Annotated in this window: 14 protein-coding genes; 11 read left to right on the plus strand and 3 right to left on the minus strand. The window is 64.3% G+C overall.

Annotation, left to right across the window (positions count from 1 at the left end):
• Window positions 1–7 precede the first annotated feature (7 nt).
• On the minus strand, window positions 8–1,945 hold the full coding sequence (locus AC1DRD_RS06125) for a rhamnogalacturonan lyase (RefSeq protein ID WP_478040730.1): 1,938 nt from the start codon (window positions 1,943–1,945) through the stop codon (window positions 8–10).
• Between the two features lie 316 nt (window positions 1,946–2,261).
• Between AC1DRD_RS06125 and AC1DRD_RS06130 the strand changes: the two genes are divergently transcribed.
• The 11 genes from AC1DRD_RS06130 (at window position 2,262) to AC1DRD_RS06180 (ending at window position 19,674) form a co-directional block, all read left to right on the plus strand.
• Window positions 2,262–5,438: a TonB-dependent receptor gene (locus tag AC1DRD_RS06130; protein WP_478040731.1), complete on the plus strand. Its 3,177-nt coding sequence runs from the start codon at window positions 2,262–2,264 to the stop codon at window positions 5,436–5,438.
• Window positions 5,439–5,588: 150 nt separating this feature from the next.
• Window positions 5,589–7,109, plus strand: a complete 1,521-nt coding sequence (locus tag AC1DRD_RS06135) for a rhamnogalacturonidase (protein WP_478041201.1) — start codon at window positions 5,589–5,591, stop codon at window positions 7,107–7,109.
• A 71-nt stretch (window positions 7,110–7,180) separates the two neighbouring features.
• Complete coding sequence (locus AC1DRD_RS06140; protein ID WP_478031790.1) at window positions 7,181–7,495, plus strand: L-rhamnose mutarotase; 315 nt, start codon at window positions 7,181–7,183, stop codon at window positions 7,493–7,495.
• Window positions 7,488–10,541, plus strand: a complete 3,054-nt coding sequence (locus AC1DRD_RS06145; protein WP_478031792.1) for a beta-galactosidase — start codon at window positions 7,488–7,490, stop codon at window positions 10,539–10,541. Before AC1DRD_RS06140 ends, AC1DRD_RS06145 begins: the two co-directional genes overlap by 8 nt.
• A gap of 101 nt (window positions 10,542–10,642) precedes the next feature.
• Complete coding sequence (gene bglB, locus AC1DRD_RS06150; protein ID WP_478031793.1) at window positions 10,643–11,758, plus strand: beta-galactosidase BglB; 1,116 nt, start codon at window positions 10,643–10,645, stop codon at window positions 11,756–11,758.
• Between the two features lie 85 nt (window positions 11,759–11,843).
• Window positions 11,844–13,394: an MFS transporter gene (locus tag AC1DRD_RS06155; RefSeq protein ID WP_478031795.1), complete on the plus strand. Its 1,551-nt coding sequence runs from the start codon at window positions 11,844–11,846 to the stop codon at window positions 13,392–13,394.
• A gap of 80 nt (window positions 13,395–13,474) precedes the next feature.
• Window positions 13,475–14,242 carry a FadR/GntR family transcriptional regulator gene (locus tag AC1DRD_RS06160; RefSeq protein WP_478031796.1) on the plus strand — a complete coding sequence of 256 codons (768 nt, stop codon included), beginning with the start codon at window positions 13,475–13,477 and terminating at the stop codon, window positions 14,240–14,242.
• A 247-nt stretch (window positions 14,243–14,489) separates the two neighbouring features.
• Window positions 14,490–16,040, plus strand: coding sequence for an alpha-N-arabinofuranosidase (locus tag AC1DRD_RS06165; RefSeq protein WP_478040732.1), 1,551 nt, complete (start codon window positions 14,490–14,492; stop codon window positions 16,038–16,040).
• Window positions 16,041–16,289: 249 nt separating this feature from the next.
• Window positions 16,290–17,222 (plus strand): 5-dehydro-4-deoxyglucarate dehydratase, encoded by a 933-nt coding sequence (kdgD, locus tag AC1DRD_RS06170; RefSeq protein ID WP_478041202.1) that lies wholly within the window; start codon window positions 16,290–16,292, stop codon window positions 17,220–17,222.
• Window positions 17,223–17,239: 17 nt separating this feature from the next.
• Window positions 17,240–18,130, plus strand: a complete 891-nt coding sequence (locus AC1DRD_RS06175; RefSeq protein WP_478031799.1) for a LysR family transcriptional regulator — start codon at window positions 17,240–17,242, stop codon at window positions 18,128–18,130.
• Window positions 18,127–19,674, plus strand: a complete 1,548-nt coding sequence (locus AC1DRD_RS06180; protein ID WP_478040733.1) for a carboxylesterase/lipase family protein — start codon at window positions 18,127–18,129, stop codon at window positions 19,672–19,674. The genes AC1DRD_RS06175 and AC1DRD_RS06180 overlap by 4 nt, the downstream gene beginning before the upstream one ends.
• A gap of 3 nt (window positions 19,675–19,677) precedes the next feature.
• Here AC1DRD_RS06180 and AC1DRD_RS06185 read toward each other — a convergent pair whose 3' ends face one another.
• Both AC1DRD_RS06185 and AC1DRD_RS06190 read right to left on the minus strand, forming a co-directional pair.
• The gene (locus AC1DRD_RS06185) at window positions 19,678–21,507 is read right to left on the minus strand and encodes a DUF8034 domain-containing protein (RefSeq protein ID WP_478040734.1); all 1,830 of its coding nucleotides are present in this window, start codon (window positions 21,505–21,507) and stop codon (window positions 19,678–19,680) included.
• Complete coding sequence (locus AC1DRD_RS06190; protein WP_478040735.1) at window positions 21,504–22,820, minus strand: MFS transporter; 1,317 nt, start codon at window positions 22,818–22,820, stop codon at window positions 21,504–21,506. The genes AC1DRD_RS06185 and AC1DRD_RS06190 overlap by 4 nt, the downstream gene beginning before the upstream one ends.
• Window positions 22,821–23,112: the final 292 nt, after the last annotated feature.

The following is a 23,112-nucleotide window of genomic DNA, read 5'->3' on the forward strand; positions in this document are numbered from 1 at the left end:
GCAACCGTTATTGCGCCGCCGTCTCGCTCGGTTTCAACGCGCCGGGAAAATAGCTGAGATGCGGAGGCTGGTTATAGGCAGTGTTCTGCCAAGCCACGCCGGCGCGGTAGACCGGATCCTGCATCAGCGTGACCAATCGATGCGTCGTCGGATAGGGCGTGGTGTAGATGCGGAGCTCGCGATTGTCGGCCGAGCGCCACACCACTTCCTCGCGCCAATCGCCCAGGATGTCGGCCTGAAGGGCTGGGGTCGCCTTGGTGCCGTTATTCGACGCGACGTCGTCGGGATGCAGCAGGGTGACGGCGATGCCGCTCTTCCAATCCCATTTGCTGATCGTCGTGCCGTCGAGCAGCTCCTGCAGAAAATCGCCGTCCCAATAGATCGCGAAATTGGTCTGCCGCGGCGCCGGGCCGATCGCCTTGCCGTGGACGTCGAACAGGTCGCGGCTGTTCGACCCCCAGAGTTCGTCGCCGACATAGCGCGGGTCGATATCCGCGGCGACGCCGCGCCCGGTGTCGGTCTCGGCCGGCTTGGTCCACAGGACTTCGCCCGTGCGCGCGTCGAGCAGACCCGAACCGAGCCCGCCATTCGCCTTCACTTCCTCGAACACGCCCCATTTCTCGAGCCCCGGACGCAGGGGGTCAAGGTCGCCGACATGCATCGTGTCGCCGTGATAGAGCGGGTCGGTCCATAGCCCTTTGCCATTGTCGTCGACCGCCATCGATCCGTAGATCACCTCGTCTCGGCCGTCGCCGTCGACATCCGCAATGCTGAGCTGGTGATTGCCGCGATTGCCATAGTCGCCATTGCCGGGCGCCGCCGAATCGAACAACCAGCGCTTGGTCAGCTTGCCGTTGCGGAAATCCCAAGCGGCGATCGCCGTGCGGGCGTAATAGCCGCGGCCGAAAATCATGCTGGGACGCCGCCCGTCGAGATAGGCGGTGCCGGCCAGGAAGCGGTCGGCGCGATTGGCATAGCCGTCGCCCCAGGTGTCGCGCAGTTGCTCGAAGGTCGGATTGCCGCCGGGATAGCGGGGCGGGTCGTACGGCGTGGTGGCCAGCGCCCGGCCGGTGCGGCCGTCGAACACGGTGAGATATTCGGGGCCCTTCAGGATGCGGCCCTTGAGCGGCGCCACTTTGGTCCCATCGGCGAGCAGCCTGGCACCGGTACGATCGGGCTGCGGCACTTCGCCGTCATGACTGCGCCAATCGGCCTTGGCATCGCCGATGACCTTACCGGTGCCGTCGACGGTTCCGTCGGCTGTCTTCATCGCCACTTCGGCGCGGCCATCGCCGTCGAAATCGAATACCTGGAACTGCGTGTAATGCGCGCCTGCGCGAATGTTCCTGCCCAGATCGATCCGCCACAGCCGCTTGCCGTCCAGCGTATAGGCGTCGACGAAAACGTCGCCGGTATAACCCGCCTGGCTATTGTCGTGGCTGTTGCTGGGATCCCATTTCAGGATCAGCTCGTAGCGGCCGTCGCCGTCGAGATCGCCCGCCGACACGTCGTTGGCCGTGTAGGTATAAGTTTCTCCATCGGGCTCCGTTCCGCCCGGTGGCGGGGTTAGCGGGATCGACAAATACCCCTTGGGCATCATGATCGCCGGGGCGCTCGCCTTCCTTGTCACGGGAGCGCCGGCGACGCGCACGGTATAATGCGCGGCGGCCGACCCGCTGGGATCGACGAACGAACTGGTCTCGGAGATCGGTTTGGCGTTGATGCGGCGCCCGTCGCGATAGACGTCGAAGCCGACATTGCGTGCGTCACTGTCCAGCAGGCGCCAGCTGACCAGCCAGCCGCCACCCTTGGCCGGCGAGGCGATCAGCCCGCGATCGAGTCGCTCGGCCTCTCGCGGCGGCGCCGCGCCGACGGCGTTCGCCATCGTCAACAGGGTGCCGATCGCGGATGTCGCGACCAATATTCTCCCGAAGCCCCGCATCATCTCTCTCCCGCTGGATCAGCATCCAATTATCCTACTTAATAGGATTGCATTCCACGTTTTGGCAACATAGAGTGAAACGAGTGCTCACAATGTGGGCATCGAAAGCGAAAGCTGCTGGACGACGGTAAAGGCCGCGTCACGAGAGGGGATGGCGATGAAAGTGCGATTTTTTTCCGCAGGAATCACCGTGGCGCATGGCCGTCCAGCCTCTGCCGCCCGCACCGCTTTCGCCGCCAGATAATCAGAAGCGCGTAATTCGCGCCGGCCGGGAAGGGCGCCGGGGCAATGCGAAAACGCGAGTACAGGAGAGAGATCGATGACTGCAGATCGCTGGCGGAAAGGGCGCCGCTTAACCACTACTTCCGTTCTCGCCTTGACGCTGGGTTGCGCCACCGCCGCGCCAGCGTTGGCCCAGACCGCGCCTGCCACGCCGCCGCAATCGGATCCCGCATCCCCGCCTTCGCCCGCGCCGGGAACAGCGAGCCAGCCGCAGACGGCCAAGGCGCCGCAGGCCGAAGATCAGGCCGGCACGTCGTCCGAAGGCACCAAGGGCGAGATCCTGATCGTCGGCACGCGCGCGTCGCTGCGCTCGGCGATCGCGCGGAAGCGCAATGCGGGAACGGTGGTCGATTCGATCGTCGCCGACGACATTGCCAGCTTCCCCGACAAAAATGTCGGCGACTCCCTCGCGCGCGTGACCGGTGTGCAGCTCAGCCGCGATTTCGGAGAGGGGGTGCAGGTGTCGATCCGCGGCGTCGAGCCGGATCTCAACCGCGTCGAAGTCAACGGGATGAGCCAAGTGTCGGCGCTGGGCACGCGCGGAGGCGACTTTCGCGAGCTGGCGACCGAACTGGTCAAGTCGATCGACGTCTATAAGGGCTATACCGTCGACCTGACCGAGGGCGGGATCGGCGGGACCGTCTCGATCGAGACGCGCAAACCGCTGGAATTGACCAAGGCGCTGGGCAGTATCGTGCTTTCCGCGCAGCATCTCGACACGAGCCAGGATTGGCGGCCACGCGGAACATTCGTGATCGGCACGCCCCATTTGTTCACCGATAAGCTCGGCGTGCTGCTGAACGTCACTTATGACGACGTCACGACTCGCCAGGATTACGCCAGCAATACCAATTTCAAGCGGATGGCCGATTTCGACCATTCGGATCAGAAGACCGTCGCCGATCCGAACTATGCGAACTTCAACACCTATGCGAGTTGCGCGAACGTCGGTGCCACCGCGAAGGCCACCTTCGCGACGCGTCGCGCGGCGTGCGAGACGCAGTTCTTCGATTGGGTGGCGACGGTACCACGCTATCGCAATCTGGTCCGCCGCGACAAGCGCCTGTCGGGCGACTTCACTGTCCAATATGAGGTCGCGCACAATCTTCGCTGGTATGCCGAAGCGCAGATCAACAACCGCGACCAGCGGTTGATGGACACCAATTATTCGCTCGATATCGGCCGCTACCAACGCTTCCAGCTCGATCCTTCGCTGGGTACGGCCTCGACGCCGCAGGTCAAACTCGGCACCTCGACGGTCGACGGCAACCACGTGGTGACGAGTTATACGACCGCCTTGAATTCGGTGAACATCGGCACCGCCGCGGCTCCCAATTACAGTGGATCGAGCAACATTCTGGGCGTCCAGCGCCGCGATTTCCAGTACAACCAGAAGTCGCAATATTTCACCTCTGGCTTCGACTGGGATTTCGACCGGCTCAAGATCAAAGGCATGGGTTCGTACGCAAAGGCGACCACGATCGGCGAGACGAACCTCATCTCGCTGAGCACCGGCATCGCTGGTGTATCGGTCGATACGCGCAATGACCTGGGCATCCCGGTGCTGACCTACCCGAGCAGCGTCGATCCGGCCGATCCTAACATCTACACCGACTATAACCGCACCGGTAACGTGGGTCAGGCCGGCCCTGTCCTTCAGTATCGCCCCGCCCAGTCGAGCAACACCGAGAAGCAGTTGAAGCTCGACGCCGATTGGCAGGTCGATTTCGGTCCGCTGAAGATGATCGAATTCGGCGGCCAGGTCCGCTGGCAGGATTATATTTCCTATAACGGCGGCGGTTCGCGCCTGATTTCGGCGCCGGGGGTCACACCGCTCGTCTATCAGAGCAGCGCCAACGTCTCCTACACGACCAACGTTGTCGACGCGGCCACCGTGCCGCAGCGCGTGAACGGTAACACGTACTACATCACGCGTGCGGAATATGCCGGGCTGATCGATGCGCTCGGCACGGTGAGTGGCGGCGCTCCATTGTTCACCGGCCTGCAGGGTGCCCCGGACAAGATTCCGGGTCGAGTTTCCTTTGCCAATTTCAACTCAGGCGTCCTCAGCAAATATTATGACCTGTCGGGCTTTGATCAGGATCTCGTGCTGAAGGCCAATGGTCTACCGCAGATTCCGTTCTACCAGATCAGCGAGACGGTTGCCGCCGGCTATCTGAAGGCCGATTTCGCCACTCATGTGTTCGGCATGCGCCTGACGGGCAATGCCGGCGTGCGCTATACCTTCACCAAGGACAGCGGAATTGGCACCAATACCAGCCGCGTGACTCGCTTCACCTCGACCGGCGGCACCGAGACGGTGGTGTTGGCGGCGCAACAGGCAACGCTGAACAACAGCTATTCCGATGTGCTGCCGGCGTTCAATGCTGCGCTCGAATTCACGCCCAATCTGGTGCTGCGCGCCAATTGGGCGAAGAATCTGGCGCGCCCGAAGCCGACCGACCTCGTGCCGAACATCAATTGCCTCGACGACGCCACCGTAGCCGCGGCCGACGACGTCTGCACGGCGGGCAATCCCGACCTGAAGCCGTATCGCGCGGACCAATGGGAACTCAACCTGGCCTGGTATCCGAACAAGGATACGCTGGTCAGCCTGGGCTATTACAAGAAATACGAATCGAGCTTCGTCATACCCAATGTGACGCGGAGTGGGGTGGACCTGTTCCACGACGGCATCACCTATACCGTGCGTCAATCGGTCAATGGGTTCGGCGCCTTGCTCGACGGTATCGAGGCGAGCGCGCAAACGGTGTTCAGCTTCCTACCCAAGCCCTTCGACGGCTTTGGCGTGACGGGAAACCTGACCTATGCCCGGGCTATTCGCACCAACCTGACCAATTCGGCGACCGGTGCGCCGCTCAAGGAATATCCCGGCCTGTCGACCTGGACCTGGAATGCCAGCGTCTTCTACGACAAGGGCTGGCTGAACGTTCGGATGAACTACAATTACCGGTCGGACTGGCTGGTGACCATCGCCGACGCGAACAACGGCAATTTGCCGATCTATCGCAAGGCCGAGGGCTATCTGGACGGCAAGATCACCCTTCGTTTCCCCAAATGGCATTTCAGCGTGTTCGCCGAGATGCAGAACATCAACAAGGAATATTCGAAGTCCTATGTGAAGGGCATCGGCACCTCGGAAGTCTATTATCCCGGGCAGCGCTTCTTCGTCGGTGTGCAGGCCAAGTTCTGACGCTGAGGGATCACCGTTTCCTCCCCTCGACCGGCTGCCCAGCGGGTTGCCGGTCGCCTTTTGCGGTCGTGGATGGGATGGATCGCTCACGATTTCGCCGACCGAAAGACGCGCGACATGCGAGGCTGTAACGAACAGGGCCAAACGACGTTGACGCGCCGATCCTTGAACCTCGGCCTGATCGCGGGAGCATTGCTTCCGTTCCCGGCGCACGCTTCGCACCTGTTCGATGTCAGGGCGTTTGGCGCGAAGGGAGACGGCCGCGTCATCGACAGCGGCGCCTTCAATGCCGCGATCGCGGCGGCCGCGCGCGCCTCGGGCGGCATCGTGCTGGTGCCGGCGGGCCGCTATCTTTGCTTTTCGATCGAGTTGAAGAGCCACGTCACCATTCAGTTGGCGAAAGGCGCGGTGATCGAAGCGGCCGATCCGGCGCGGCACCCAGGACAATATGATCCGCCCGAGGATTTCGACCAGCTCTATCAGGATTTCGGGCATAGCCATTGGCGCAACAGCCTGATCTGGGGAGAGGATGTCGAGGACGCCGCGATCACCGGCCCTGGCCTGATCCACGGCTTGGGCCTGACGCGTAACGGACCGGGCGCGCGGTGGAAGGCCCAGATCGGGGAGCGCCCGCTGTCGATGAAAGGCATGACCGGCGCTCAGATCGCCGCCCTGGAGCCTGACGTGACCGCGATGCGCGGAGCGGGCAACAAGGCGATCGCTCTGCGCAACGGCCGCAACATCCGCTTGGTCGGATTTTCGATGCTGAAGTGCGGGCATTTCGCGATCCTCGCCACGGGCACGCGCGACCTGACGATCCAGGATCTCACGATCGACACCGAGCGCGATGGCATCGACCTGGACTGCGTGCAGGATGCGCTGGTCGAGAATTGCCGCGTCAACACGCCCAATGACGACGCGATCGTGGTCAAGGCCAGCTATGCGCTGGGTCGCGCGATCCGCGCCGAACGCGTGACGGTGCGGCGTTGCGCGGTGTCAGGGTACGATCTGGGCACGATGCTAAATGGCACTCGTCGCAAGACGCAGCAATTGGCGCCCGATCGCGATCGTGTGACGGGCCGGATCAAGCTGGGAACCGAGAGCAACGGCGGCTATCGCGATATTCTGATCGAGGATTGCCTCTTCACCCATTGCCGCGGTCTCGCGCTGGAGACGGTCGACGGCGGAGTGATGGAACATGTCGTCGCGCGCCGCCTGACGATGCGCGACATTACCACCGCGCCGATCTTCCTGCGGCTGGGCGATCGCCGGCGCGGGCCGCCGGGGACCGGGATCGGCGCCATCCGCGACGTCGCGATCAGCGACTTGGACGCGACCGGTATCGACCATCGATATTCCGCGGCGATCGCGGGCCTCGTCGATCATCCGATCGAGAACGTGAGGCTCGAGAATATCAGGCTGACCTATAACGGCGGAGGCACCGAGGCCGACGCCGCGCGCCGTCCCGAGGAGCATCCCAGCGCGTATCCCGAACCGAGCATGTTCGGCCCGTTGCCGGCCTGGGGGCTATGGGTGCGGCATGCGCGTGGGCTGACGATCGAAGGCCTCCAACTCGCGGTCTCCGCACCCGATACGCGACCGCCGATCCTGCTCGACGATGCCCCGGATACGGCCATCTCCCGGACGCCGCTTTGGCGCGGTCGTGATTGACCCGTGAGGCGATCTCGGATACCAGATTTTGAACATACATACCACATAATGGGTTTGTTCGGGGAGAGGCAGTGTCGATCTGCGCGTTCAAAATGCAGCTGAAACCCGGCGTGATCGACGAATATCGTCGTCGCCATGACGAGATATGGCCGGAGCTGTCGGCGTTGCTGACCGCGGCCGGCATTTACGATTATTCGATCTTCCTCGACGAGGACACGTTGGCACTGTTCGCGGTGCTGAAGCTGCGCGAAGATAATGATCGCGACGCGCTGCCCGACCATCCGCTCATGAAGAAGTGGTGGGATTACATGGCGCCGCTGATGGAGGTGGAAGCCGATAACCGGCCGAAAGAATGGTCGCTTCCGCTGATCTTCCACCATGCGTAGGATCGCGGGATTATCGATCGGCCCGGGCGCGCTGGCCAGTCTTCTTCTGGCCACCGCCGCCCCCGCACAGACCGCGCGGCCGACCGAGAACCTGACCGCGCCGGCGAAGACATTCGGTCGCGTATCCTTAGATGCGCGGTCGCTGATGATCGACGGCAAACGCAAGGTCATCTGGTCGAGCGAGTTCCACCCGTTTCGCCTGCCCAGTCCGGACCTGTGGCGCGACATCCTGCAGAAGATGAAGGCGAGCGGATTCAACACCGTCGCGCTGTATTTCGACTGGGGCTACCACAGTGCGAAACAGGGCGAATACGACTTCACCGGCATCCGCGACATCGATCGCGTGCTGACCATGGCGGAGGAGGAGGGGCTCTACGTCATTGCCCGCCCCGGGCCGTATGTGAATGCCGAGCTGTCGCGCGGCGGTTTTCCCGGCTGGCTGGTCAACCAGAAGGCTCGTGCCCGCACCGACGACCCCGCTTATCTGGCGGCGGTCGACGAGTGGATGTCCAGGATCGACGCGATCGTCGCGCGGCATCAGATCAACGGCGATGGCAAGGGGCATCGCGGTACGATCATCCTCTATCAGATCGAGAACGAGCTGCCGCTGACCACGTCGGCGCAACGGCAGTACATGGATCATCTCTATGCCAAGGTGCGCGCCGATGGCGTCACCATCCCGCTGTTCCATAACGATCAGGGGCGCAACGGCTATTGGGTGCCCGACAGCTCGCCCGTCGACAAGGTGGTGAAGGGTCCGAACGACCTCTACGCGTTCGACGGCTATCCCGGCGGCACCTGTACTGCGACCGGGAAGGTCACGCGCGGGTCGGCTGCGCCCGATTGGGGCTTTTACGGTCCCGGCGGCGCGAGAGGCGGGGCCTCGGCTTCGCCCGACACTCCCGCCTTCCTCGCCGAATTCGGCGGCGGCTGGTTCGATTATTGGGGGTCGAATGGCGGCTATGAGTGCAACGCGATCCAGCGCGGCAAGCGGTTCCAGCGTGTCTTCTATGGCACCAACCTGGCGAACGGCATCGACATCCAGAGCTTCTATATGGGCTTTGGCGGGACGAGCTGGGGCTGGCTGCCCGCGCCCGTAGTCTTCACCAGCTACGATTATGGCGCAGCGATTTCCGAAGCGCGCGAGCTGCGCGACAAGGCCGAGGAGCTGAAACAGCTGGGCGGCCTGATCGCCAATGTCCCCGCTCTCGCCGGTATGGTTCCGGCCGGGCCCGCGACAGCCTCCTCTTCCAATATCCAGGTCTATCACGACAAGAGCCCCGAGAGCGGCGCGCGCTTCCTGATGGTCACGCACCGGCCGTCGAACGGCCAGACCGACGACCGCTTCACGATCACCGCCGACCTGCCCGATGGGCATTACACCTTCCCGCAGGCCGCGCCGATGCAGCTGAACGGGTTCGATGCGAAATGGCTGCTCGCCGGAGTCGATCTTGGCGCGCAGCGGCTGGTCTATTCGACGTCCGAGCTACAGTCGCGTCTGACCGTCGACGGCGTGGATCTGGTCTTGCTCTATGGCCGGCATGGCGAGGGCGGAGAGACCGTCCTGCGCTATGCGTCCGCGCCCAAAGTCGAATTGCTCGAGGGGCAGGCGACGAGCGCGTTCGACGCTGCGAAGGGCGACCTTCGGCTGAATTACGCGCATGACGGCCGAACGGTAGTCCGCGTGACCGGCGGCGGGCGTCCGCCGCTCACGCTCCTACTGGCCGACGAAGCCGAGGCTGTGCGCTACTGGCAGCGCGATACCGCCGCCGGCTCGGTTCTCGTACGCGGCCCCGCGCTCGTTCGCCGGGCCGATGCAAGCCGCGACACATTGATGCTGACCGGCGATACCAAGGCCGAGACGCCGCTCGAGCTTTGGGCGCCGGCGGCAATCAAGCAGATGCGCTGGAATGGCGCGGCCGTCGCGCTGAAATCCGGCGCGGTCGGCAACCGCCTCGCGACGCGGCCGCTGGCCGGACCCATGGATTTCGCGCTTCCCGCGCTGACCGCCTGGCGGATGGCGGCGGGATCGCCCGAAACCGATCCGGCTTTCGACGATAGCAAGTGGCAGGCTGTCGACAATCGCGAGGCGGCGACGATCACCGCCAAGCCCGACGGTCAGCCGACCCTTGTCATGGACCCTTATGGCTTCCACGACGGCGACGTCTGGTATCGCGGCCGTTTCGTCGGATCGCCAGAAGCGCAGCAGATCGCGCTGTTCTACGGCGCGGGCGGCGCGGGAATGGTGCAGTTATTCCTCGACGGCAAGCTGGTCGGCCAGGACGAATTGGCCAGCGGCCTGCCGCGGCCGATCACCACCGGACTGGCGCGCTTCGCGTTGCCCGAGACCGCGCGGACACCTGGCGAGCACGTACTGGCGGTCATGGTGCGCAACAACGGCCACAATTGGGACCTCGGCGCGGACGAATTCCACAAAGAGGCACGCGGGCTAGTCTCGGTCTCGATCGAGGCACCAGGCGGGCGCAGCTTCGCGGTGCCGGTCGCCTGGAAGATCCAGGGCAAGGCGGGCGGCGAAACGCTGCCCGATCCGGCGCGTGGCCCCGCCAATAATGGCGGGCAATATGGCGAGCGGATGGGCTGGCATCTTCCCGGCTTCGACGACGCGAAATGGGCAGCAGCGACGGTGCCCGCGGCGGCACCATCGGCCGGCACGATTTGGTATCGCACGCGCTTCGATCTCGCCGTGCCGAAAGGGCAGGACGCCACGATCGCCCTCGCGTTCGGCGATACCGATGTGCCGCGATCGAAGGCGCGCTATCGCGTGCTGCTCTTCGTCAACGGTTGGAACATGGGACAATTCATCGCCCATGTCGGGCCGCAGCGCGTGTTCCCGATCCCCGAGGGAATCCTGAATCATCGCGGCAGCAACACGGTCGCGCTGGCGGTCACTTCCGACGGCGCGCCGGGCGACGCATTGGAAGCGGTCAAGCTGGTGGCGCTGCGCAATGTCGCCGGCGGGGTGCCGGTGCGCATGGTGCCAGCGCCCGCGCATCCCGCCGAGCTCAATTCGGTCGCCGCGAAATGATCGGCGACATCGTCATCCGGCGCCGGTTGTCCGGCCGCCATCATATCAAGGCGCGCGGCCGGGCTCTGCCGGTCGCGCGCTTCATCAACAGGAGAAATTGATTGGCCGCCGTTACCCATGACGTGCCGCACGGCGACGTTATCACAGCGATTGATAAGCTGATCGACAATTTGCTCAACATCAAGGACGAGACGGGCGAGTTTCTGCTCCGGCTCGAGGATGGGCGGGTTATCGACACCAAGGGCTGGGCCGGTTGGGAATGGACCCACGGCGTCGGCCTGTTCGGCCTGTGGCGCCTGTTCGAGCAGACCGGCGACAAGAAGGCGCTGGCGGTGATCAAGCAATGGTTTGACGATCGCTTCGCCGAAGGCACGCCGACCAAGAACATCAACACCATGGCCCCGTTCCTGACGCTGGCCTATCTCTACGAATACGAATCCGATCCGCGCTACGTCTCCTATCTCGACACCTGGGCCGAATGGCTGATGGCGCCCGACGGCCTCCCCAAGACCGAGGAAGGCGCGTTCCAGCACCTCGTTTACAATGACGAGAATCCGGGCGAATTGTGGGACGACACGTTGATGATGTCGGTCCTGCCTTTGGCCAAGATCGGCCTGTTGCTCGATCGCCCGCAATATGTCGAGGAGGCCAAGCGCCAGTTCCTCGTCCACATCAAATATCTCTACGACAAGAAGACCGGGCTGTGGTTCCACGGCTGGAACTTCAACGGCCGGCACAATTTCGCCGAAGCGCTATGGGCGCGCGGCAATTGCTGGGTGACGATCGCGATTCCCGAGATCATCGAAATCCTCGAACTGCCGCCGGGCGACGCCTTTCGCATCTTCCTGATCGACACCCTGGCGGCGCAGGTCAAGACATTGGCCGAGACGCAGGATGCCGATACCGGTCTGTGGCACACGCTGATCGTCGATCCGACCAGCTATCTGGAGGCATCGGCCACTGCGGGCTTTGCTTACGGCATTCTGAAAGGGGTGCGTAAGGGCTATCTGCCACGCCATTACGAGGCGGTCGGGATCAAGGCAGTGAAGGGCGTGCTCGCCAATATCGACGCGGCGGGCGAACTGAAGCAGGTCTCTTTCGGCACCGCGATGGGTGACACGCAGCAATTCTACAAGGACATCGCGCTTACCTCGATGCCTTATGGTCAAAGCCTGGCTGTGATCGCGCTGGGCGAATTCCTGCGCACGTACATCTGATGGCGGCGGTCGGGCATTTCCGGCACGGCGACGGCATGGTCTGTCGCCGCGGCATCGCTTCCGCGGCACCTAGGGGGCGATAAAGATGGCCAGCGCGCCAATCACGGAGAACCCGACTGCACCGATGCGGCCGGTCCGCTGGTACAATCTGCTTTTCTACGGGTCGAACGACATCCTGGGCGCAGGGTCGATGGCCGTCATCAGTACGTGGATCCTGATCTTCTATACGAGCTTTTGCGGCCTGTCGGCGGCGGAGGCTACGATCATCTTCGGCGTGGCGCGCATCCTCGACGCCTTTACCAGCCCGGTGATCGGCCATTTGTCGGACAATCTCGGCCGCACCTGGCTGGGCAAGACATTCGGCCGGCGGCGGTTCTTCATCCTGGCGGCCATTCCGCTTCTTCCGTCGTTCGCGATCATGTGGGTCGCGGGGCAGGGCTTCTGGTATTATCTCGTCACCTATGTGCTGTTCGAGATGGTCTATGCGATGGAGATCATCCCGTACGAGACTCTCGCCAGCGAGATGGCGACCGATTACCGGATCAAGGCCAAGTTCGCCGGCGCGCGCATCCTGTTGGGGCAATGTTCCGCGATCGCCGCCGCGTTCCTCCCCGGGCAGCTGATCAATTATCTCGGCCCCGGCTCGCCGCAGACCTTTCTCTATATGGGCATCATCTTCTCGGCGCTGTTCATGGCTGCCGCTGGCCTGCTCTACGCCTTCAGCTGGGAGCGGCAACGTCCGCCGGGGCTCGAAGAGGCGGAAGCCGAGGCGCGGCCGTCGCTGGGGGCCGCGTTCGCGGCGCTCTATAAGAACCTGTTCTCGACATTACGCATCCGGGCATTCCGGCTGCATCTCGGCATGTATCTGGGCGGCTATATCAGCCAGGACATCTACAATGCGGCTTTCACTTATTTCGTGATCTTCGCCTTGGCCGGGTCGACCACGATCGTCGCCAATTTGGTCGGCGTGACCTATATCGTCCAGCTGATCGCGGTGGCGCTGGCGATCAATTTCGCGTTGCGCATGTCGCCGTCCGCCGCCTACCGCCTTGCCGCCGGCAGCTTCGCGATCGGCGTCGTCATCTTCCTGGTTATGTACTGGGCCGGTTATACCGCGACTTCGGCGCTGTTCTGGCTGCCGGTGGTGTTCGTCGGCCTGGGCCGGGGCGCGCTCAATTACATTCCGTGGGCGACGTACAATTACATGGCCGATGTCGACGAAATCGTGACGGGCCGGCGTCGTGAGGGGGCATTTGCGGGGGTCATGACTCTCGTGCGCAAATTGAGCCAGGCACTTGCCGTGATCCTGGTCGGCCAGGTCATGGAGGCGTCCGGTTTCGTACCGAAGGCCACGACGCAGAGCCCGCAGACGATCATCGCAATCGCTGCGGTGCTTGGCATAGGGACCCTTGTGGTGCTGGCGTTCGGCGTGTTCGTCGCCGCGCGTTTCCGGTTGGATCCGCATACCCACGCCATCCTGCTCGACGAGATCGAGCATTTCCGCGGCGGCGCGCGCAGCCCGACCGATGCGCTTCATGCGAAGGTGGTGGAGGATCTGTCGGGTTGGCCCTATGATAGCCTGTGGGGTAACAATCAGGTAGCTGGCCGTAGTCCAAACGAGCGTCTCGGCGGGTGATGCGCTCCACGCAGGCGGTCGCTGTCATTTCCTTTTTGTAGTTTACGAGGTTCCTTATTTCCAAGCCACCGTCACCCAGAGTGCTGATCTCCGAACAGGCGATCAATGCCGCGCGCGGAATACGGTCGATCAACATTCCATCGACGACACGGATCGCGCGCGCCATCGCGATGGAGATCATCGGCGGCACGTTGAAACCGGGCGACCGGATTTCGGGTGAAGAGGAATCGCTCGAGCGTTTCGGCGTATCCCGGACGGTGTTGCGCGAAGCGATCAAGATCCTGGATGCCAAGGGGTTCGTCACCGCCAAACCCAAGGTCGGCACGCGGGTCCGCGATCGCCAGAACTGGAATTTCCTGGACCCCGAAGTGCTGGCGTGGCGCATCGCGGTCGGGCTCGATCCCGATCTGCTCCAGACGCTTCGCGAGGCTCGCCTCGCCGTAGAGCCGTTCGCTGCCCGCTTGAGCGCGCAACGAGCATCGATCAGCGACCTCGCCGAGATGGAGGCGAGCGTGCGGTTGATGGACGAGGCGATCGGCAACCGGCAGCTGTTTGCCGAAGCGGACCTCAAGTTTCATCGCGCCGTGACCGCAAGCACCGGCAATTTCATCCTGGGATCCTTCTCGGCGATCGTCGAGACCGCCTTGGTGTGCGCGACCTTGCTTCTTCCACTCGAAGACGAGCAGCTTCGCAGCGAAGCGGTACGGCGACATGCCGAGCTGTTCGAGGCGATCGTGGATCATGACGGCGACCGTGCGTCTCGGCTGATGACCGACATGATCGCCTTCGGCGGGGAGGTCGGTGAAATGTCGACAAAGCCGAATCGCCGGCGGCCGGGACAATCCTAGCTTCGATTTCGGCAGCGCCGAAACAACTCCATGCCGGCCGACGCCGATCGCCCGACTGCGACCGGCGTTCGGCAAATGTGTGGCTGCAAATCCTGTACCGAGCCAGCCGCGATAACGAGCGGCCGTAGTCGACCGATCCGGGCCCGCAATATCTCTCTTGCGCTATATTATGTCTGAGTTAAAAAGGGGCGAACCGGCTGGGACAACGTTCCTGGCGACCCGCGCCCCGGTTCCAAGGGAGATGGAAATGCGCCTGTTGCTCGCCGCCTTGGCTATTTGCGTTGCCGTGCCTTCGAGTTCCTATGCGATGGGCGACGAGGACCCTGGTGTGGTCGTCGTTCATGGCGACCGGCCCGCGCCGAAATTCGATCGGCATATCTTCGGACAATTCGCCGAGCATCTCGGCCACGGCATCTACAACGGAATCTGGGTCGGGCCGCGCAGCAAGATTCCCAACATCAAGGGCTATCGCAAGGACGTGCTCGAGGCGCTCAAGGCGATCCGGGTGCCCGAGATCCGCTGGCCCGGGGGGTGTTTCGCCGACGAATATCACTGGCGCGACGGCATCGGACCGCAGGCAAACCGCAAGGTCTCGATCAACACCCATTGGGGCGGTGTCACCGAAGACAATGCGTTCGGCACACACGAGTTCATGGACTTCTCGGAGCTGGTCGGAGCCGACGCCTATGTCTCGGGCAATATCGGCTCGGCGCCTCCGGTGGAATTGGCCGACTGGGTCCAATATATGACGTCGCCGGTCGGATCGACGCTGGCCAACGAACGTGCGGCGAACGGCCGCAAGGAACCCTGGCGGGTTCCCATGGTCGGGCTCGGCAACGAGCTTTGGGGATGCGGCGGCAACATGCGCGCCGAATATGCCGCGGACTTGACGCGTCGCTACGGCACGTTCGTGAAGATGCCGGCGGGTCAGCATGTCATGAAGATCGCCAGCGGTGCCAATTCGGGCGACACCGATTGGACAGACACCATGATGCGCATCGCCGGAGACAAGATCGACGGCATTGGCGTGCACTATTACACTGTACCGGGCGACTGGGATCACAAGGGCGCGGCAACCGGCTTTGACGAGGACCAATGGGCCCGCACGCTTGCCGCAACCGTCCGGATGGACAAGATCATCACCGAACATGCGGCGATCATGGACAAATACGATCCCCGCAAGCGCGTGGCGTTGCTGGTCGACGAATGGGGGACATGGTACGATGTCGAGCCGGGCACCAATCCCGGCTTCCTGTATCAGCAGAACAGCCTCCGCGATGCGATCGTCGCCAGCTTGAACTTCGACATCTTCGCGCGGCACACGGATCGTTTGCGCGGCGCCAACATCGCCCAGATGGTCAACGTGCTCCAATCGCTGCTCCTCACCGAGGGCGACAAGATGGTGAAGACCCCGACCTATTGGGTGTTCGACATGTACAAGGACTATCAGGACGCGACTGTCCTGACCGTCGATGTCGATTCCCGGTCGTACAGCAAGAACGGGTCTACCCTGAAGGCGATCAGCGCCAGCGCCGTTCGCGATGCAGCAGGGGTCGTGCACATGGGCCTCACCAACGTCGATCCGAACCGTGCTGAAACGGTTCGCGTCAAGCTCGATGGCCTCAACGTCACGCGCGTGTCCGGCCGCATCCTGACCGCCACAGCCATGGATGCGCACAACACATTCAGCGCTCCCGATACGGTCAGGCCGGCGCCTTTCGCCGGCGCCAGGATCAGTGATGGGACGCTGAGCGTTTCGCTGCCGCCCAAATCGATCGTGATGTTGGATCTGCGCTGATCGGCAATTGCCGGCCACACCGGGGGTATTTGCCGCTTGTCCGTGACGCAGGCGATACCCCCCAGGGTGGCCGGATCATTCTCTACACGGCTCTTTCAAATACCGCCGGTCGACATTGTCGCCATCGAGCCAACCCATGCATCGATCAAGTGGCGCTTTGGGTTGGACGGTCCTGTCCCAGCTTTCTAGCAGTCCTTCGAGACCCACGGCACATCGGATCGCCGTCGAGTGTAGGAGATGCTTGTGACGATGATGGGCCCGGATGAGATGGCGCGTAAGCTGGGTGGTGGTCTGCTGTCCTTTCCCGTCACCCATTTCGATGCCGACGGCGTCTTTCAGGAAGCGGCCTATCGCGCGCATTGCGGCTGGATGCTCGAACACGAGCTGAGCGGTCTGTTCGCGGCCGGTGGCACCGGCGAGTTCTTTTCGCTGACTCCCGATGAGGTGACCAAGGTGGTCGCGGCCGCGGTCGGCGAAGCGAACGGGCGGCTGCCGGTGATCTCGGGCTGTGGTTATGGCACCGCGATCGCGACCGGAATCGCGCGCGACGTGGAAAAGGCCGGCGCCGACGGAGTGTTGCTGCTGCCTCCCTATCTGGTCGGATCGAGCCAGCAGGGGCTTGCCGCGCATATCGAAGCGGTATGCAAAGCGACCGGGCTGGGCGTCATTGTCTATAATCGCGACAATGCGATCGTCGACGACGAGACGCTGGCGCGGCTGTGCGATCGCAATCCCAATCTGGTCGGCTTCAAGGATGGCGTCGGCGACATCGAATTGATGACCCGGGTCTATGCGCGGATGGGCGATCGGTTGACCTATATCGGCGGACTGCCGACCGCGGAGACCTTCGCGATGCCGTATTTGACGATGGGCGTTACGACCTATTCGTCGGCGATCTTCAATTTCCTGCCCGAATGGGCGCTGGCCTTTTACAAGGCGGTGCGCGCGGACGAGCGGGCCGAAGTGCTCCAGCGGCTCAAGGATTTCGTGCTCCCCTATATCGCGCTGCGCAACCGCGGCCGGGGCTATGCCGTATCGATCGTCAAGGCGGGGTGCCGCGTCGTCGGGCGCGACGCCGGCCCGGTGCGATCCCCGCTCACCGACCTGAGCGACGCCGAGCAGGAGGAGCTGCGCCAGCTGATCGCGCGGGTCCAGCCCGGGGCTCTCGCCGCGGCGGCCTGACGGCGCTAGGCTGGGGCATGTTCGAACTCAGCCAGCTGCGCTGTTTCGTCGCTGCCGCCGAAGAGCTTCATTTCGGCCGCGCGGCGCAGCGCCTCAACATGACCCAGTCGCCGCTCAGCCGGCAAATCCAGCTACTCGAACGCATTCTCGACGTGACGTTGCTCGAACGCACCAGCCGCAATGTCGCGCTGACTCCGGCGGGGCGGGTATTCCTGATCGAGGCGCGCCGCATCGTCCGGCTGGCGGAAAGCGCGCAGTTATCCGCCCGTCGCGTCGCGCGAGGCGATGCCGGCAAGGTCGCGATCGGCTTCACCGCCATCTCGGGCTATAGCTTGATCCCGCAGATCGTGGCGCAGGCGCGGGCGGCCTTGCCCAATATCGAGCTCGAACTGCGCGAGATGGTGACGACCGATCAGGTCGACGCGCTCCTCACCGGGCTGATCGATATCGGCTTCGTCCGGCCGCCGGTTACGCGTCACGAATTCGATACGGCGCTGGCGCTCGATGAGCCGCTGATGGCGGCGCTCCCTGCGGGCGATCCCCGTGCCGGCAAGTCGGTGCTCGATCCCGCTGATTTCGACGGCCAGCCGCTGATCATGTATGCGCGCCAGGGCGCCGGCTATTTCCACGACATGCTGGTCCGGCTGTTCGACGAAGCGGGCGTGATGCCGGATTATGTCCAGCACGTGACGCAAATCCATTCGATGCTCGGGCTGGTGCGCTCCGGACTCGCCGCCGCGATCGTTCCACAATCGGCATCCGAGCTCCACCTGATGGACGTGCAATTCCGCCAGCTGACCACGTGGCCTGAACGCCCCGTCGAACTCCACATGGCATGGCGCCGCGACAACGCCAATCCGGCACTGGCTCCGATGCGGCAATTGTGCGCGGAGACGGTGCGGACGTGATCGACCGGCGTGCGATGATCGCGGCGATGGCGGCGGCCCCGGCCTTGGTCGGCGCCTCGCCGCCGCCTGGCGATCCGATCGGCATCACAAGTCATGGCCGCGTGCGCGGAACGCGCGAACACGGCGTGCTGGTATTCCGTGGCATCCGCTATGGCGCCGACACCGCGCCACGTCGGTTCCGTCGCGCGTTGCCGCCAGCCCCATGGTCCGGCATTGCCGACGCGACGCGCTTCGCCGCTGCTGCGCCCCAGACCAAGGCGAGCGAGCCGATCAGCGAGGACTGCCTGTTCCTCAATCTATGGACGCCCGCGCTCGATGCTGCTCGGCGGCCAGTGATGGTCTATCTCCATGGCGGTGCGCACAGCCATGGATCGGGATCGGATCCGCTCTATGATGGCGGCAACCTGGTGCGGCGCGGCGACATCGTCGTGGTCACACTCAACCACCGACTGGCCGGACTGGGCTACGCCTATCTCGCGCAACTCGGCGGCCCGGCCGAATCCGGCAATGTCGGCAATCTCGATATCGTCCTCGCGCTGCAATGGGTGCGCGACAATATCGTCCGCTTCGGCGGCGATCCTGCGCGCGTGATGCTGTTCGGCCAGTCCGGCGGAGGCGCCAAGGTAGTGACGCTGATGGCGATGGCCGAGGCGCGACCCCTGTTCCACGCCGCCGCGACGATGAGCGGCCAGCACGTCACCGCGGCCGGCCCCAATCACGCAACCGAGCGTACCCGCGCCTGGATGGCAAAAGCGGGCGCGCGCGACACCGCGGAACTCGCGACGTTGCCGGTCGAGCGATTGGTCGAGGGCATGGCGATGACCGACCCGATCGAACGCAAGGGGGAGATCAGCTTCACCTCGACGCTCGATCATGACGTGTTGCCGCGTCACCCCTTTTTTCCCGACGCGCCACGAGAAGCGGGGCATATCCCGCTGATCGTCGGCAATACGCATGACGAGACGGGCTATTGGCTCGGCGACACGCTCCGGCGGGGCGATACGACCTGGGACAATCTGTCCGCGCGACTGGAGCGCGAAATGGTCAAGGACGTCGGCGTGGACCATGTCATCGCGCGGTACCGCCAGCTCTATCCCGATCGCACGCCCGGCCAGATTCTGCTCGCCGCCTCGACCGCGGGGCGGTCCTGGCCAGGGCATCTCATCCAGGCCGAAGAGCGTGCGAAGATCGGCGCGCCGACCTGGATGTACCAGCTCGATTTTCCGTCGCCCGAGGCTGGCGGCGTCCTAGGTGCATTCCACACGCTCGACATCGGGCTGGTGTTCGACAACACTCAATTGGAAAGCGCGCGGACCGGTAACGGCGCCGATGCGCGCCGCCTCGCCGGGCGCATGGCCGATGCGTTCATCCGACTGGCGCGGACCGGCGATCCCAATGGACAAGGTTTGCCGCCTTGGCCGCGCTACGACCTGGCGCGGCGCGAGACGATGATCTTCGACCGCGCGTGCCGCGTCGTCGTCGATCCGCGCCGTGACGAGCGCCTGCTGTTCGCGGTGGCGCCCTATATCAAGCCAGGCGGCTGAGGCTCAGCGGCGGTCCCAGGGGAATGCCAGTGTCGGGCGATGGGCATAGCGCGCCATCGCCAGCATGAGCCGACCGCCGCAGCCCGGCGCCAGTCGTATCGTGACATCGCGTCCGCCGACCGTCCGCGTCACGCCGTGCATGGTCAGTCGATCGATGCGATGCTCGCCATAGGCGCCGCCCTGAACGATCACGGTACGCGGGCGCGAGCCGAGATTGACCAGGCTCACCTCGGTCGAGCGGTCGCCCAGGTTATGGACCAACGCGCCGACATCCTCCGGCACACCGGCGCGGCGGCGGTCGGCGTCGAAATAGCGCAGCCGGCAATGTAGCGGCACGCCGCCCTGTGGCGGGCTGGTCGGCGACCAGGGAGGGCGGGCGATATGCAGCCCGCCGGTCATCGTCGCGACCAGCGCGCCCGCGCTCGCCGGATTGATATCAAGCGGCCAGTCGGCAAGCCGCGTCGCCGGGGTTGTGGGATCCGCGAGACGCGCCGCCACGCGATCCGCGACCAGCTTGAGGTCGCCGGTCAGCACCCGCTCGGGATAGCCTGGATCGCGGCCTTCGAGGAAAGCGATCCAGGGATGGTCGCCGGCCAGTGCGCGGTCCGCCGGATCCTGGGTCGCATACCAGATCTCGAACCCGTTGGTGCGATAAGGACCGGATTTCCAGCCGTACCAGCCATCTGCTCCGTACATGGTTGGCGCCGACACCCGGCCGTCGATCGACTTGGCCGCGTCGTTGATCCGCGCATTCTGCCGTCGCCAGAGTCGGATATAGTCGAGGTCGCCGGTCAGCAGCAGCGCGCCGAGGAACGCGGTGATCGCGCGCGGCACGCGGTTGCGATCCTCACGCTTGCCGGTCTGCGGCACGATCGGCGAGAATCCCCAGCCATAGACGCCACGCCACCAATCGGCGCCGACGCTGCCGTCGGGTCCAACCCGGCTCGGCAGGATGCCGCCATTGGCGCGCGCGCGCTCGGCCCAGGCATCGAGATAGTCGAGCGCCCAGCGTCGGAACCGCTCCCCGGCGCCCAGCGCATAGGCGTTGAGGCCGAGCGTCGTTGCCTGGAGGTTGAGCGGATTGTCGCCGGCGACGTCGCCATAAGCGGCATAATGGTCGAGCGTCTGCCGATACGTCTGTTCGCCATGCTCCATATGGAACGGCCGCGGGTCGAACGGATCGCCGGCCCAGTCGAGCGGGGTCGCGGTGCGCAGCATCGGCCCGCGGCTGCCGTTGAGCAGGCTGCGCATGACGCGATGCGCCGGATCGTAATTGCCGGTGGTCGGATCGTGTCCGGTATAGAAATCGGCGAAGCGCCGGGTACGCGCGAACAGTCTCGGGTCGTGCGGCGCGCTCAGCCCCATCACGTTGAAGGTGGTCAGCCCCTCGGCATTGTGCTGCCAGTCCATCTGGACCGGGAATTCGCGGTAATACATGCCGCGCCGCGCGATCGGGACTTCGGTGGTGCGCGCGGCGGTATATTGCCGCAAATGACCCTCGTAAAACCGCTGGGCCAGCGTCAGCAGGCGGTCGGGCGCCCCTAGCGCGTGGAGTGTCACCCAATCGTTGGTAGCCTCTGCCGCGTCGTCCGGGCCATCATTGGCGCCCCAGCGAGCGGCCACCCGCAAGGCATCGTCGGCATCGACATATTTGCCGTAGAACGCCTCGCACGCCGCCATGTTGGCGTCGAGCAACTGGCGCTGCAGACTGGCCCAGCGCGGCGGTGCCATCGGCGTGTCGACCAACACCGGTCCAGGCCGTCCACGCGCCGCCGCGGGGAGCGCCGCCAGCGCCACGGCGCCGGTGAGCATGAGGCGGCGATCGACGATCACGCCGCCAGTTCCAGCCGCCGGATCGGTCCGACCACGACCAGGAAGGCGAAGATCGTCAGCAGGCAGTGCGCGCCGACGAACACCAGAGCGAGGTCGAACGATCCGGTCGCGCCGACGATATAGCCGACCGCGATCGGGGTGACGATGCCGGCGATATTGCCGAACATGTTGAACACGCCGCCCGATAGCCCGGCGAGCTGCTTGGGTGCGACGTCCGCCATGACCGCCCAGCCGAGCGACGCGATGCCCTTGCCGAAGAACGCGACCGCCATCAGCAGCACGACCAGCCATTCGGCATCGACCCAGACGCAGGCGATGATCAATGTCGCCAGCAGCATCCCGACGACCAGCGGACCCTTGCGCGCGAGATTGAGATTGCCGGTTCGCGCCAGGATGCGATCGGATGCATAGCCGCCGACCAGCCCGCCGGCGAACCCGCACAAGGCCGGCGCCGCTGCGGCGAACCCGGCCTCGAGGATGTTCAGCCCGCGCTCCTTGACCAGATAGATCGGGAACCAGGTCACGAAGAAATAGGTCAGCACGTTGATGCAATATTGGCCCAGATAGATGCCCAGCATCATCCGGCTGGCGAGCAGCGGCTTGAGGTTCGCCCAGGTGAAGGTCGGCGTCCGCGACGGCTGCTTTTCCTCCATCCGCACCAGCCCGCCGCCGGATTCGATATGATCGAGCTCGGCCGCGTTGATCGCAGGATGGCGCACTGGGCTATGAATGAAGGCGACAAAGGCCAGCGTCGCGACGATGCCCAGCGCGCCCATCACCCAGAACACCGATCGCCAGCCGTAACTGTGCACCAGCCAGCCCATCAGCGGCGCGAACGCGACCAGCGAGAAATATTGCGCGCTGTTGAAGATCGCCGAAGCGGTGCCGCGTTCGGGTCCGGGAAACCACGCGGCGACCAGCCGGGCATTGCCGGGAAAGGACGGTGCCTCGGCGAGCCCGACGAGAAAGCGCAAGGCGAACAGCATCGTCAGCGCGGCGACCCCCGGCACCCATCCGACCAGCCCCTGCATCGCGGTCATCACCGACCACAAGGCAATCGCGCCGGCATAAATGCGTTTGGTGCCGAACCGATCGAGCAGGGCGCCACCGGGAATTTGCGCGAGGGCATAGGCCCAGGCAAAGGCCGAGAGGATGAAACCGGTCTGGACTGGGGTGAGGCCGAGCTCGTTCGATGCCGCGTTGCCGGCGATCGAGTAGGTCGCGCGATCGGCATAATTGATCGCGGTGATGACGAAGATCAGCGCGATGATGCGGTATCGTACCCAGGTCGGTCGGTCGGTGTCGGTTGCCATCCAGCGCTCTCCCAGTCGGCGCCGCGCCTTTGGCCGGTCGATCACCGCAACTTCATCCCGAACGCTAGCGGCAACGGCGAAAGCGGTCCAAGTCGAAAAGCGGCATGATCCTGCCAATCCGTGGCTAGATCGCGGCGCAGTCAGCATGGTCCCGCCCGATTGGTGCAGGTTCCGCAATGATTCATGCCGTATTGGGGTTGGCCTGACCGGCCAACGCCGGACTACCCCAATGTATCGAGAACCGGCCCGTCGATGAGGTCGGACACAATGACGGCGCATGTGCCGCGAGTTG

This window comes from Sphingomonas sp. P4_G2, assembly GCF_056401155.1.